This is a genomic window from Amycolatopsis sp. NPDC051106 (assembly GCF_040682775.1).
Lineage (GTDB): Bacteria > Actinomycetota > Actinomycetes > Mycobacteriales > Pseudonocardiaceae > Amycolatopsis.
The window spans coordinates 1-13,313 of sequence record NZ_JBFBBQ010000080.1 but is presented as its reverse complement, the minus strand read 5'-3'; the positions used below and the strand labels follow the sequence as shown (position 1 = coordinate 13,313).

Sequence of the window (13,313 nt, the reverse complement as noted above, 5' to 3'; positions counted from 1 at the left end):
AAGCCCGGCGGATTTGCTCCGGCCGCGGTGAAGGTCAGATGAACAGCTCCGCAGTGTGTTTCCCGACACCCAGCGCGCGCACGTGGGCGAGGTCTTCCGGGGTGTCGACGTCGCTGCGCAGGCTCGGGAGCGGGCCTCGCAGCGGCACCGCGCCGGAGGCGGTGTGTTTTCGGGCCGAGCCCAGGCCGAAGTGCGGGTCGAGGGGTGCGCCGGGGGCCGACAGCAGGAGGGTGGTGCCGGTGCCCTGGCGGTCGGCGACGAAGGCGCGTTTTCCCGCCGCTTCGGCGAGGGCGTCGGCCAGGTCGCCGGCGCGCAGGGCGGGGAGGTCGGCTTGAAGTGCGCCGACGATCGCTCGTGGGTCGTCTCTCCGGAGGAGTTCCGCGCCGTGGCGGAAGGCGGCGTTGAGGGATCGCTCGGCGGGTTCGGCGACGATCTCGATCCCGAGCTCGGCGAGCTCGGCGACGGCCCCGGGATCGGCGGCGACGAGCAGCACGCGCCGGACGTGCGCGCCTGAGGTCACGGCGGCGAGGGTGTCGGCGGCGAGGGCGAGGACGAGGCCGGGGTGACGCTCGGCCTCGATGGCACCACGCAGCCGCGACTTGCCGTCGCGGGGGTGTTTCATCGGCACGACCAGGTCCACGTCCACCCGTCCATCTTTACCCGAAACGGCGGGTGGGTGTCGGCGGGAGGGGCGGGTTGTCCACAGGCGACGGGTGTTGTGGACAAGTCCGGGTCCGGTGGGCTTTCGGGACGGGGTTTGTCGGTGGGGGCCGATACGCTCGAGACGGGGTGGCCCCCAGGGAGGGTGGGCCGCGTGCTGGGGCGGGCTGTGCTGGGGCGGGCTGTGCTGGGGCGGGCTGTGCTGGGGCGGGCTGTGCTGGGGCGCGCTGGCCGGCGGGTGTGGTGCCCAGGCCGAACGTCTTGAATGAGTCATTCAGGACCTCGGACGCCCTGAATGACTCATTCAAGACAACCGCCGACCCGCGTCCGCCGAAGAGCCGCCGTGACCGGGCTTTGCCGGCCCTGTCGCCCGGGCCCGTTCATGACGTTCGGACCCACGCCCGACCCCGCTGATCACCGCTTCGACCTCGGCGAAGGCACCCTCCCTGGACTGCTCTCACCCCGGCGCGGCAGGATCTGGGGCGGACGTGACGCGTGGAGGAGGAGATCGTGGCCCGGCGTGAGAAGGGCGGCTTCTGGGTGGGGTTGGCCGCCGCTGTGTTCTACCCGCTCACCGCGATCGCGCGGCGGGTCTACGTCGGGGACGAAAAAGTTCCGCGGCACGGTCCCGCCCTGCTCGTGCTGAACCACGTCTCGCACCTCGATCCCGTCGTCGACGCCGTGTTCGTGCACCGGGCGAAGCGCGTGCCGCGGTTCCTCGGCAAGGAGAGCCTCACCCGGACCCCCGTCTTCGGGAAAGTCTTCGTCGGTTCGGGGCAGATCCCGGTTTCGCGCGGCTCGGCCGCCGCCGGGGACAGCCTCAAGGCCGCGCACCAGGCCCTGCAAGAGGGCAAGATCGTCGTCATCTACCCCGAGGGCACCATCACCAAGGACCCGGCCGGCTGGCCGAAGGAGTCCTTCACCGGCGCCGCGCGGCTCGCGCTGCAGAACGACGTCCCCGTGATCCCCATCGCCCGCTGGGGCACCAGCGAGCTCTTCAACGGCTACACCAAGAAGTTCAAGCCCTTCCCCCGCAAGACCATCACCCACAAGGTCGGCGACCCGATCGACCTCTCGGCCTACCGCGAAGGCAGCTCACGCAGCGCCTCGAAGCTGCGTGAGGTGACCAAGGTCATGATGGACGAGGTGACCCGCCTGCTCGGCGAGATCCGGCACGAGGAACCGCCGTCGGCGAAGCCGGGAGACCCTGTCTGATGCGCGCCGACGTCCAGCGGGTCACCGTGCTCGGGGCCGGCTCGTGGGGCACCGCCTTCGCGAAGGTGCTCGGCGACGCCGGCCGCGACGTCACGATGTGGGCGCGCCGCGAGCAAGTCGCCGAGGACATCCGCGAGCGGCACGTCAACCGCGCCTACCTGCCCGGCGTCGGCCTGCCGGAGAACATCACCGCCACCAGCGATCCGGCGAAGGCCCTCGAAGGCGCCCAAGCCGTCGTGTTCGCCGTGCCCAGTCAGAGCCTGCGGGCCAACCTCTCGGAGTGGCGGCCCCTGCTGCCGCCCGACGCGATCCTCGTCAGCCTCGCCAAGGGCGTCGAGCTCGGCACGCTCAAGCGGATGAGCGAGGTGATCGGCGAGATCGTCGGGATCGACCCGGGCGACGTCGTCGTCGTCACCGGGCCGAACCTGTCCAAGGAGATCGCCGCCGGGCAGCCGGCCGCGGCGGTGCTCGCCTGCGCCGACCACGAACGCGCCGTCGCGATCCAGCGCGCCTGCGCCAACTCCTACTTCCGCCCCTACACGAACACCGACGTCGTCGGCTGCGAGCTCGGCGGCGCGTGCAAGAACGTCATCGCGCTCAGCACCGGGATGGCCGCGGGCCTCGGCCTCGGCACCAACACGATGGCGACGCTGATCACCCGCGGCCTCGCCGAAATGGCCCGCCTCGGCGCGAAACTGGGCGCCGACCCGCTGACGTTCGCCGGGCTCGCCGGGGTCGGCGACCTCGTCGCGACGTGCTCGTCGCCGCTTTCGCGCAACCGGACGTTCGGCGAGCGCCTGGGCCGCGGCGAAACCCTCGAACAGGCGCAGGCCGCGGCGGGCGGGCAGGTCGCCGAGGGCGTCATGTCGTGCTCGTCGATCCGCGCCCTGGCCGCGAGCGTCGGTGTCGACATGCCGATCACCGACGCGATGCACCGCGTGTGCCACGAAGGCGTCGACCCGCGGCAGGCCGGCGCGGAGCTGCTCGGCCGCTCGCAGAAGCACGAGTGGTCCTGAAGGTGTGACCTACCGCCCGGATGCTGGGAGCGGCTTGACCGGGCCGGGGCGGTGCGGAACGCTGGGCGCCATGTTCGCGTACGTGATGACTGAGCTGCGGGGCCGCCACGGCCTTCGCGCCGTCATGTGCGCGTGTCGCTGTTGTCGGTGAACCCCGCCCCGGCCCAGTCGACCCCCCTTTCTCTTCCGTGAGGACCCTCATGTTCGCCGTTCCGGACAACACCCTGCTGCGTCCCGAGAACCCCGCGCTGCGCCACCCGGTGCGCGTCGCGCTGGAGGTCGCCGCCGATCGCGACCGCTGGAAGCACCTGCTGCGCTACGACCCCGACGAGCGGTTCGCGGCGCTCGTCGAGAAGGACGCCCAGCAGGAGGTCTGGCTGATGAGCTGGCTGCCCGGCCAGCGCACCGACCTGCACGACCACGCGTTCGCGAGCGGCGCGTTCACGCTGGTCAGCGGGCGCCTGACGGAGGCGGTGGCCCGCCGCGCGCCGGGTGGCCGCGCGGTCACCGAGCTGCACGCGCTCTCGGCGGGGCAGTCGCGGGTGTTCGGCCCGGGGTACGTGCACGAGGTGCGCAACGACGGCCCGGACCCGGCGGTCTCGATCCACGTCTACCGCGACGCGGAGCGCGAGATGCGCTCGTACCACTTGGACCCGCTGGGCGGCCCGGTCCTCGACTGACCCTGGGAACCCTGGTCAGTCCAGGTCGCCGCGGGCCCGGAACTCGCGCTCGATCGTCTCGCGGTCCGCGCCGGCCGCCAGCAGCGTGTGCAGCAGGATGCGGGACTTGCGCGCGTCCAGCCAGCCGGCCATCGTCGCGCCCATCGCGATCAGGCTCGACTCCGAACCGTGGAAGCCGTACGTCGACCGCAGCGTCGGGCCCGCGCCCGTCCGCGAAGCCACCACCACCGGCAACTCGGAGACCAGCCGCGCCACCACGTCGGCCGTGCCCGACGACACGTGGCCCGCGCCCGTCGCCGCCACCACGATTCCGCGCACTCCAGGCTGCGAAGCGGCGTACGAAAGCACCGCGCCCGAGTCGTCCAGAGCGGCCTCGACCACCGGAACCAGCCCCGAAAAGTCCGTTCCGGCCAAGGCGGGCAACCGCGGGGGTGACGGGTGGAACCAGTGCACCGCGCGCTCGACGACCATGCCGAGCGGGCCCGCCGGCGCCGACGAAAACGCCTCCAGGTGGCTCGAATGCGCCTTCCGCACCCAGCGCGCCGCGTGGACGTCGTCGTTCAGCGTCACCAGCACTCCCCGCCCGCGGCTGCGGGGATCGGCCGCCACGGTCAGCGCGGTGCGCAGGTTCGCCGGGCCGTCCGGGCTGAGCAGGCCCGCGTTGCGCATCGCCCCGGTGATCACCACCGGGATCTCCGACGGCCAGCACAGCTCGAGGAAGTAGGCGGTCTCCTCCAGGGTGTCCGTGCCCTGCACGACGACGAACCCGTCGGCGTCCTGCCGCAGCCCCCACTCGCGGCACCGCAGCAGCGTCGCGAAGTCCATCGACGCGCTGCCGATCCCGGCGAGGGTCTCGGCCAGCACGTCCATCGGGAGATCGCCGAGACCACCGAGCAGTTCCGAAGCGCCGAGGCGGGGGACGGCGCCGCCTTCGCCGGAAACGGGGGCCATCGAGATGGTGCCGCCCAGCGTGGCGACGGCGATCAGGGGACGTGCCATGCCGCCACCCTATTCAGCCGCCCTTGACCGCCTGGAGCGTGTAGCTCGCGGCGATCCGCGACGGCGTGTCCGTCATCCGCCACTCGTCCGTGGCCTCGTCACGCGTCATCTGCCCGGGGATCGCGTTCCACGGCACGCTGTCGTGCTCGGTGAACGCGGTCAGCGTCAGGCCGTTGTCCAGCAGCGCCGTGATGATCTCGCCCAGCGAGTGGTTCCACGAGTGGCTGACGCTGTTGCGCAACGGACGGTCCGTGCTGACGTAGGTCTCGGGCTCGTCGAACACCAGCGGTTCGGCGTGCTCGAAGTACGGGTACCGCGGCCACGCCGGGTCCGCGGTCTCGTCGAGCGTCCACAGCATCGGGTGCCCTTCGCGGATGAACAGCCGCCCGCCCGGGCGCAGCAACCCGGCGACCACCGCCGCCCAGCGCGCGATCGACGGCAGCCAGCACAACGCGCCGATCCCGGTGTAGACCAGGTCGAACCGCCCGGCGCCCAGCACCTCCACGGCGTCGTAGACGTTCGCTTCGTGGAAGTCGATCTCGGCGTGCGCGGCGGAGGCGAACCGCCGCGCCTGTTCCAGCGCCGGTCCGGAGAAGTCCAGGCCCGTCACGGAGGCACCCAGCCGGGACAGCGAAACCGTGTCCGTCCCGATATGGCATTGGAGGTGCACCGCGCGTAGCCCGCCGAGGTCGCCCAGGCGGGGCCGGTCGAACCGCAGGACGCCGCTCAGGTGCTCCGGATCCGAAACGTAGGTCTCGAAGCCGTAGTCCGGTGACGCCGCGTGCAACACCGCGCGTTCGTCCCAGTTGGCCTTGTTGACGGCGAACGAATCCGTCACGACGTCGCTGCCCGTTCGGCCGCGCTGCGAAGCACGCAGAACTCGTTGCCCTCGGGGTCGGCGAGCACGGCCCAGCCGGTGCCGTCGGGGTTGCGGAGGTCGTTCACCAGCGTCGCGCCGAGGTCCAGGATGCGCTTCACCTCGTCGTCGCGCGGGACGTCCGGCTGCAGGCACACATGGAGCCGGTTCTTCACCGTCTTCGGCTCGGGAACGCGCAGGAACAGCAGGTCGATCCCGCCGTCGAGCGCGATGCCGCACTCGTCGTCGCCGGGCTGGTCCTCGTCGGGGACCGGCTTCCCGGTGACCTGGCTCCAGAACTGGCAAAGCGCGTACGGGTCGGCGCAGTCGACGGACACGTGCAGGACGGACGACGGCATGGCACTCCTCGAGGTCGGCTGCCGCCGATTCTGGCCGAGCCGCCGGGGGAGGGCGAACCGATTTCAGGACGCCCGGGCCCTCGCGTGGGAACGTTCCGGCTCTCCGGCCGCCAGGGCGAGCCCGGCCGTCCGGTGCACGCGGCGGCTGTCGTCGACGATGAGGATCTCGCAGTCCGGCCGGTCGGCCGCCCAGGTGATGCCTTCGGCACCCATCGCGAAGGCCGCGGTGGCCAGCGCGTCGGCGGTGACCAGGTCGCCGGCCACGACGGTGACGCTCATCAGGCCGGTCGCCGGCGTCCCCGAACGGCCGTCGAGGATGTGCGAGCCGCGCTCGTAGGCCGCCGACGTCGCGATGGCGCCGTCGCGCGACTCCAGCACCGCGCACACGGCCAGCGGCTGCTCGGGGTGGCGCACGCCGACCCGCCACGCTCGTCCCGGCGCCGGCTCGCCGGCGGTGACGACATCGCCGCCCGCGTTGAGGCAGAACGTCGTCGCGCCCTCGGCCTTGAGCATGTCGGCGGCGCGCTGCACCGCCCAGCCCTTGACGACCGCGCACGGGTCGAGCCCGCGGCCGGGCAGCCGCGCGCGGAAGGCGCCGCCGGAAAGCTGTTCGTAGTACGCGCAGAGCTCCAGGACCTCCAGGAGGTCGTCGGTCAGTTCGGCCGCCGTCAGCTCGCCGCGGTCGTAGCGGCTGACTTCGCTGTCCTCCTTGAAGGGGCTGAACCGGGCGTCGACGTCGCGGAACCAGGCGAAGACCTCGTCGACGATCTCCGCGAAGTCGCCTTCGTCCCGCAGGTCGAGGGAAATCGGCAGGCCCATCACCTGCTCGACGCGCGTGGTCATCGGGTGCCCCGGGCGTCGATGGCCGCCCGCAGCGACGTCTTGTACGACTCGCTCGTCTCGGTCGCCCCGGTGATCGTGTCGATGTCGGCGCTCTGGGCTTTCATGGCTTCTTGCTGCAGGCGCGGCAACGCGGTGAGCGCGCGGCCGTCGTCCGGGGCCTGCAGCAGCGTGACCGCGACCATCCGGGCGCCGGTGAACGTGACCTCGACCTGCACGGTCCCGTAGTTGCTGGACTCCGCGGAACCCTGGGTCGTGACCGTCGCGTTCGCACTGTCCGGAGTGGACTGGGTGGGCGACGTCGAGTCCGGCGGCGCGGCCGATGTGGACGGTGCCGTGACGCTCGGCGGCGCCTGGGCGACGGCGGTGTTGTGCACCGGTCCCGGCTCGAACCGCCAGACCGCGATGAACCCCGCGATCGACAGCGCGACGACGAAGATGGTCCTCTTCACTGGAATGTCCCCCTAGGCCGCGAGGCTGAAGCGTTCGGCGTGGACCTGGGCCTTCGGCACGCGCAGCTCGCGCAGGCTGCGCAGCACGGCCGACGTCATCCCCGGCGGGCCGCAGACGAACACGTCCCGCTCGTGCACGTCCGGCACCATCATGTGCAGGTTCGCCGGGCCGAGCATCGCCCCGCGCGGGCCGACGGCCTGGTCCGACCCGGCGAGGACGCTCACCACCGCGCCCCGCGCCTTGGCGAGCCCGTTCAGCTCGGGCAGCAGCACCGCGTCGGCCTGCGTGCGCACCCGGTAGAGGACGACGACGTGGCCGTCGATGTCCTCCAGCAGCGCGCGGATCGGCGTGATGCCGACGCCACCCGCCACGAGCAGCGCGTTGGGCCGTTGCTGGTGGATCGTCGTGAACGCGCCGTACGGGCCTTCGGCGAACACGCGCGTCCCGATCCGCAGGTTGCGCAGCGACGCGCTGGCGTCGCCGAGCGCCTTCGCGGTCAGGCGCAGCGTGCGGCCGTCGGGCGCGGCGGACAGCGAGAACGGGTTGGCCTGGTACCAGCGGTCCTTCGTGAGGAACCGCCAGAGGAAGAACTGGCCCGCCCGCGCCGGCATCTTGTCGAGGTGCTTGCCGGTCATGTAGACCGAAACCACGTCCGGGGCCTCGGAAACCACCGCGGTGACGCGCAGCTGGTGGCGCAGGTTCCGCCACAGCGGGAGCAGGACGCGTCCGGCGAGCACGGCGGCGCCGGCGCCCAGCCAGAGCGTCCACCAGTAGGCCTTGGCCGCCGGGGCGCTCGCGAACGACGTGCCGAGCGCGATCTGGTGGGTGAACGCCAGGAAGACCGCGGCGTAGGTGTAGAGGTGGATGAAGTGCCACGTCTCGTACGCCAGCCGCTTCCGCGCGAACTTCGCCGACGCCGCGCCCACGATGAGGATGACGGCGAACGCGACCAGCGCCCGCAGGATCCCTTCAAGGGTGTTGGCCATTTCGACCAGTTCGTCGACGACGCCCTGGTTCGTGACCTCCGCGTACCCGAACGAGATGAACACCAGGTGCGCCAGCAAGGTCCAGAGGATCGTGAAGCCGGTCCACCGGTGCCACGTCGTGAGCCGGTCCATGCCGATCCGGCGGTCCAGCCAGGGCAGCCGGGCCACGAGCAGCAGCTGGCAGGCCATCGCCAGCGCGCCGTACAGCCCGGCGAGCCTGCCGATGCTGATGAGCACGTTCTGGGACAGCCCGGCTTCGGCGAAGAGCACCGTGACGGCCGCCACGTTGGCGCCCAGGAAGAGGAAGAGGCCGGATTTCGCGGCGATCCGGGGGCGGATCGCCGGGCGCGTGGCCTCGGCGGTCTGCGTCATGCTGGTCACACGGATCCCCCTCGGGTTCGGTTCACGAAGCTCAGCCTCGCCACCCAGCCTGTGGCGAGTCTGGGTACGGGCTGTCGGATTCCTGTCGGCCCGCGTCACCGGTCGCCGCTCGCGCGCGCGCCGGGAGAAGATGGGGTGGTGCAGCCCTCCGAACCCGTGCGCCTGCTCGTCGTCGACGACGAGCCGCACATCGCCGACCTCGTCGCCACCGTCGCCCGGTACGAGGGCTGGCAGGCGGTCACGGCCGGCTCCGGCAAGGCCGCGCTGGCCCAGGCCGCGGAGTTCGGGCCGGACATCGTCGTGCTCGACCTGATGCTGCCCGACCTGGACGGCTTCACCGTGCTCGACCGCCTCCGGGAGAACGGCAGCGCGGTGCCCGTGGTGTTCCTCACGGCCAAGGACGCGACGGCCGACCGGATCGCCGGGCTCACCCGCGGGGGTGACGACTACCTCGTGAAACCGTTTTCCGTCGAGGAGCTGATGGCGCGGCTGCGGGCGGTGCTGCGGCGCAGCACCGGTGTCGCGCACCAGGCGGCGGCGCGCGGGGCCGTGCTGCGCGTCGGCGACCTGACGCTGGACGAGGACACCCGCGAGGTCCGCCGCGGCGACGGGCCGCCCGCCGAGCTGACGCCGACCGAGTACGAGCTGCTGCGCTACCTCATGCGCCGCTCGCCCGCAGTGCTGACGAAGGCGCAGATCCTCGACCACGTCTGGGAGTACGACTTCGGCGGCCGGTCCAATGTGGTCGAGCTCGTCATCTCGCACCTGCGGCGCAAGGTCGACGCGGGCGGCGGCGAACCGCTGATCCACACCGTGCGCGGCGTCGGGTACGTCGTGCGCCAGGTCAACCGGTGAAGCGCTTCTTCCGCAAGTGGTACGGGGCCTGGCAGCGCACGCGGCTGGGCACCCGGATCACGCTCGGCCTCGGGGCGCTCGCGCTGGTCGTGTTCGCGGCCGTCGGCGTCACGACGGTCGGGATCATGCACGGCTACCTCGACCGGCGGCTCGACGAGCAGCTGTCCAAGAGCCAGAACACGCAGCTGCCGCAGCTGCGCGAGACGCACGGCTCGCCGCAGTCGGTGTACTCGTGGTACTCGGCGCTGTACAAGGTGCGCGACGGCGTCGCGACGCCCCAGCCCGGCGGCCAGCTGCCCGGCGACGCCAAGCCACTGGCGAAGATCGCCGCCGACGCGGTCGACGGCGACGTCACGCGGAACATCTACCTGCACGACGACGGGCCGTACCGGGTGCGGGCCTGCCCGGTCGACAACGGTTCGGTGCTGCTGTCCGCCGCGCCGCAGAAAGACCTCGACGGCACGGTCCAGCAGCTGATCTGGGTGGAGGTCGGCGCGTTCGCGTTCGCGCTGGGCGTGTTGCTGGTCGTCGGGCGGCTGGTGCTGAGCCGGGGCCTGCGTCCGCTGGCGGACATGGCCGGCACCGCGCACGACATCGCGTCGCACGACCTCACCGCGAACCCCGCGCTGCCGGTCCGCGCGGCGGGGACCGGGGGCGGCGCCGAAGTCGACGAGCTGCGGACGGCGTTCAACGTGATGCTCGCGCACATCGACACGTCCCTGGCGGCGAAGACCGAGGCGAACGAGCGGTTGCGCCGGTTCGTCGCGGACGCGTCGCACGAGCTGCGGACGCCGTTGACGTCGATCCGGGGCTACGCCGACCTTTTCCGCTACGCGGCGGCGAACGAACCGGCGGAGCGGGAAGCGCACCTGGCGAAGATCCGCGAGGAGACGGCCCGGATGAGCGTGCTGGTCGACGATCTCCTGCTGCTCGCGCGGCTCGACGCGCGGGCCGCCGAGACGCCGTTGCGGCCGGAGCGCGTCGACCTGGCCGAGCTGGCCGGCGACGCGGCGGACGCGTTCGCCGCCGGGCGTCCCGACCATCCGCTGACGTCGTCCCTCGAGGCGGCTTTCGTCCGCGCGGACCCGGTGCGGCTGCGGCAGGTGTTCGACAACCTGCTGGCCAATGCCGCCGTGCACACCCCGCCCGGGACCGACGTGCACGTCTCGGTGGCGGTCGACGGTCCTCAGGCGGTGGTGCGGGTGAGTGACGCCGGGCCCGGGATCGCTCCGGGGGACCAGGAGCGGATCTTCGACCGGTTCTTCCGCGTCGACGACTCCCGCACCCGCGGCAACGGCGGCACCGGGCTCGGGCTGTCCGTGGTCCAGTCCTTGGTGACGGCGCACGGCGGCACGGTCACGGTGTCCTCGGAACCGGGCCGGACGGTGTTCACGGTCCGGCTGCCGCTCGCCGGTCGTGAGTGAGAACCCTGTTTCTCACTCACGACCGGTGACGTGCTCGGGCGTCGTCCAGCCGGGGGAGAGGTCTTCCGAGGGCTCGGGCGCGCCGAAGGCCGTCCGGACCGGGAGCACCCCGGCCCAGGCAGCGTCGGCTTCGAGGTCCTCCGGCTCGTCGTCCGGACCCTCGGCGCGCATCTTCACCGACGCCTCGGCGAGGTCGAGCGCCAGCACGCTGACCGCGGCGAACTCCTTCGCGTTGACCTCGCGCGCGTGCTCCCACGAGCCCGGGGCGAGGTGGTCGGTCAGCACCTTCAGGCCGTGCATCTTCGCTTCGGGGTCGACGACCGGCGTCGCCTTCCCGAAGATGACCGCGCTGCGGTAGTTCATCGAGTGGTTGTTCACCGACCGCGAGTAGACGATGCCGTCGAGGAGGGTGACCGTGACGCAGACGTCGAGGTCCCGCGACGCCGCGCGCAGGCTGGCCGCGCCGGTCGAGCCGTGCAGGTACAGCGTGTCGCCGTCGCGGCCGTAGCCGGTCGGCAGGACCAGGGGGACGCCGTCGCGGACGATGCCGAGGTGGCAGATCAGGCCCTCGTCCAGGACTTCGTGGAGGATCGAGCGGTCGGTCACGGCCCGGTGCTTCTTGCGGCCGAGCGTGGTGCGGGGCGTGGTGGACAGCATGCGATCAGCGTCTCCCAGCGCAGTGGCATCGGAAAACGTCCACTTCTCGTACACTTGGGAAGTCCACTTGAGGAGGTCCCGTGACCCACGCCGACACCGCGCTCCCGGTGAGCCTCGACCGGGCGGCCGTGACGCCGCTGGCCGTCCAGCTCGCGGACGCGCTGCGCGAAGCCGCCGCTTCAGGCCACCTCCGGGGCGGCGACCGGCTCCCCTCGACGCGGGCCCTGGCCGGGCGCCTCGGCGTCAGCCGCACGGTGACGTCGGCGGCGTACGAGCAACTGCACGCCGAAGGGTGGATCTCCGGGCGGCACGGCTCCGGCACGTACGTGACGACGCCGCCTTCGTACTCGGCGTCGCAGGTCCCGGCGCCTTCGGTGCCGGTGCCCGAGGCTTCCGGGCCGTCGCTACTCGACCTCGGGCCCGGGACACCGTGGGCGGACGGCCTGGACCGCGCGGCCTGGCGCCGTGCCTGGCGTGCGGCGGCCGACCCGGACCCCCTGGTCCGCGCGCACCGCGCCGGGCTGCCGGAGTACCGCGCGGCGGTGTCGGAGCACCTCCTGCGTCACCGCGGCCTGGCGGCCGGTTCGGTGCTGGCGACCGGCGGGACGACGGCGGCGGTCGTCGAGCTGGCGGCGGCGGTGCTCGAACGCGGGGACGTCGTCGCCGTCGAGGAGCCCGGGTACCAGCGCGCGGTGCAGGCGTTCCTCCGCGCGGGCATGCGGGTGGTGGGGGTGCCGGTGGACGAGGAGGGGCTGCGGCCGGACGCGATCCCGGCGGGGGCCCGGGCGGTGTACTGCTCGCCGGCGCACCAGTACCCGATGGGCAGCCGGCTGAGCGCGGCGCGGCGGGTGTCGCTGGTCGAGCGGGCGCGTTCCTCGTCCATGTTGGTCATCGAGGACGACTATGACGGCGAGCTGCGCTTCGACGTGGCGCCGCTGCCGATGCTGGCTTCGCTGGCACCGGACGTGGTGGCGCACCTGGGGACGACGTCGAAGATCCTCACGCCGACGCTGGGGGCGGGGTGGATGGTGGCCCCGGAGGCGATCACATCGGCGGTGCTGGCGTACCGCGATTCGACCGGGACGCGGCCGTCGCCGGCGGGGCAGCGGGTGCTGTACGAATTCGCGCGGAACGGGGATTTGGGACGTCACCTGCGGAAACTTCGCCGGGAGATGGCCGAGCGGCGGACGTTGCTGGCGGGGGCGTTGGCCGCGGCGGGGGTGCCGGTCCGTGGTGACGACGCGGGGGCGCACCTGGTGGTGCCGTTCCCGTCGGCTGCGGTGGAGGTGTCGGTGATCGCTTCCGCTGAGCGGAGGGGGATCCGGTTGGACGGGTTGGCTCGGCACTTCGCCGGGGAGCCGTCGTCGCACGGGGTGGCGATCGGGTACGCGGGTTGTGCTCGGGAGGCGTTGGTGGCTGCCTTGCCGACGTTGGTTTCGTTGCTGCGGTGAGGTTCGGGCCGGTGTCCACAGGCGGGCCGTGATGTGGATGGCTGGAGCTTCGGTGGTGGTTTTCGCGGCTTTGTGTTGGTGGTCGCCGATACGCTGGAGCGGGCGGTGGCCCCCGAGGGGAGGGCGGGCCCCGCCGTGGTCCGGCGCTGCTCCAGCTTCGGGCCCGCCCGCTGACCTCGCCTCAGTGCGGTGCTCGGCCCCGGCCCCGCCAGCCTGGTCCCGGCCAACACGGCATGACCTGAGCCTGGTTCCGTTCCGGCCCGATCCGCACGGCTTACTCCGGCCCCCGCCTCGGCTCCACCCGGCCCCCGGGTCCGGCCCCGGGTCCAGCGCCGGCGCGGCTTCGAGAGTGGGTCTCGAGCGCCCCAATGTGGCGTTGGTTGCGTGGGACGCACCCAATGTGGCGTTGGGGGGGGGGGGGGGCCCCCCCCCCCCCCCGGGGGGGGGGGGGGGGCGCGGGGGGGGGGGGGGGGGGGGGCGC

14 protein-coding genes are annotated in these 13,313 nt (G+C 72.6%); 6 read left to right on the top strand and 8 right to left on the bottom strand.

Annotated features, from left to right (window positions below):
- Positions 1-34: 34 nt before the first annotated feature.
- A complete protein-coding gene (gene cofC, locus AB0M83_RS38290) occupies positions 35-646 on the bottom strand; it encodes a 2-phospho-L-lactate guanylyltransferase (RefSeq protein ID WP_364524977.1) in 612 nt (203 codons plus the stop codon).
- Positions 647-1,155: 509 nt separating this feature from the next.
- Here cofC and AB0M83_RS38285 point away from each other — a divergent pair.
- The 3 genes from AB0M83_RS38285 to AB0M83_RS38275 all read left to right on the top strand — a co-directional run bounded on the left by AB0M83_RS38285 (position 1,156) and on the right by AB0M83_RS38275 (position 3,571).
- Positions 1,156-1,875: a lysophospholipid acyltransferase family protein gene (locus AB0M83_RS38285; RefSeq protein WP_364524975.1), complete on the top strand. Its 720-nt coding sequence runs from the start codon at positions 1,156-1,158 to the stop codon at positions 1,873-1,875.
- Entirely contained in the window at positions 1,875-2,891 is a 1,017-nt protein-coding gene (locus AB0M83_RS38280) for an NAD(P)H-dependent glycerol-3-phosphate dehydrogenase (protein ID WP_364524973.1), read from the top strand. The genes AB0M83_RS38285 and AB0M83_RS38280 overlap by 1 nt, the downstream gene beginning before the upstream one ends.
- Positions 2,892-3,091: 200 nt before the next feature.
- Positions 3,092-3,571, top strand: a complete 480-nt coding sequence (locus AB0M83_RS38275) for a cysteine dioxygenase family protein (protein ID WP_364524971.1) — start codon at positions 3,092-3,094, stop codon at positions 3,569-3,571.
- Between the two features lie 15 nt (positions 3,572-3,586).
- On the opposite strand, the gene AB0M83_RS38270 is transcribed toward AB0M83_RS38275, so the two are convergent.
- From AB0M83_RS38270 to AB0M83_RS38245, 6 genes are all read right to left on the bottom strand, one after another.
- Positions 3,587-4,570, bottom strand: a complete 984-nt coding sequence (locus AB0M83_RS38270) for an asparaginase (RefSeq protein WP_364524969.1) — start codon at positions 4,568-4,570, stop codon at positions 3,587-3,589.
- 13 nt (positions 4,571-4,583) lie between these two features.
- Positions 4,584-5,408, bottom strand: coding sequence for a class I SAM-dependent methyltransferase (locus tag AB0M83_RS38265; RefSeq protein WP_364524967.1), 825 nt, complete (start codon positions 5,406-5,408; stop codon positions 4,584-4,586).
- Positions 5,405-5,785 carry a VOC family protein gene (locus AB0M83_RS38260; protein WP_364524965.1) on the bottom strand — a complete coding sequence of 127 codons (381 nt, stop codon included), beginning with the start codon at positions 5,783-5,785 and terminating at the stop codon, positions 5,405-5,407. Before AB0M83_RS38260 ends, AB0M83_RS38265 begins: the two co-directional genes overlap by 4 nt.
- A gap of 63 nt (positions 5,786-5,848) precedes the next feature.
- Positions 5,849-6,628 (bottom strand): FAD:protein FMN transferase, encoded by a 780-nt coding sequence (locus AB0M83_RS38255; protein WP_364524963.1) that lies wholly within the window; start codon positions 6,626-6,628, stop codon positions 5,849-5,851.
- Positions 6,625-7,077 carry an FMN-binding protein gene (locus AB0M83_RS38250; RefSeq protein WP_364524961.1) on the bottom strand — a complete coding sequence of 151 codons (453 nt, stop codon included), beginning with the start codon at positions 7,075-7,077 and terminating at the stop codon, positions 6,625-6,627. Before AB0M83_RS38250 ends, AB0M83_RS38255 begins: the two co-directional genes overlap by 4 nt.
- A 12-nt stretch (positions 7,078-7,089) precedes the next feature.
- Positions 7,090-8,436: a ferredoxin reductase family protein gene (locus AB0M83_RS38245; protein WP_364525021.1), complete on the bottom strand. Its 1,347-nt coding sequence runs from the start codon at positions 8,434-8,436 to the stop codon at positions 7,090-7,092.
- 147 nt (positions 8,437-8,583) lie between these two features.
- On the opposite strand from AB0M83_RS38245, the gene AB0M83_RS38240 reads away from it, so the two are divergent.
- On the top strand, positions 8,584-9,300 hold the full coding sequence (locus AB0M83_RS38240) for a response regulator transcription factor (RefSeq protein WP_364524959.1): 717 nt from the start codon (positions 8,584-8,586) through the stop codon (positions 9,298-9,300).
- Complete coding sequence (locus tag AB0M83_RS38235; protein WP_364524957.1) at positions 9,297-10,724, top strand: HAMP domain-containing sensor histidine kinase; 1,428 nt, start codon at positions 9,297-9,299, stop codon at positions 10,722-10,724. Before AB0M83_RS38240 ends, AB0M83_RS38235 begins: the two co-directional genes overlap by 4 nt.
- A gap of 12 nt (positions 10,725-10,736) precedes the next feature.
- On the opposite strand, the gene AB0M83_RS38230 is transcribed toward AB0M83_RS38235, so the two are convergent.
- A complete protein-coding gene (locus AB0M83_RS38230) occupies positions 10,737-11,381 on the bottom strand; it encodes a pyridoxamine 5'-phosphate oxidase family protein (protein ID WP_364524955.1) in 645 nt (214 codons plus the stop codon).
- A gap of 80 nt (positions 11,382-11,461) precedes the next feature.
- Between AB0M83_RS38230 and AB0M83_RS38225 the strand changes: the two genes are divergently transcribed.
- Positions 11,462-12,832: a PLP-dependent aminotransferase family protein gene (locus AB0M83_RS38225; RefSeq protein WP_364524953.1), complete on the top strand. Its 1,371-nt coding sequence runs from the start codon at positions 11,462-11,464 to the stop codon at positions 12,830-12,832.
- Positions 12,833-13,313 lie beyond the last annotated feature (481 nt).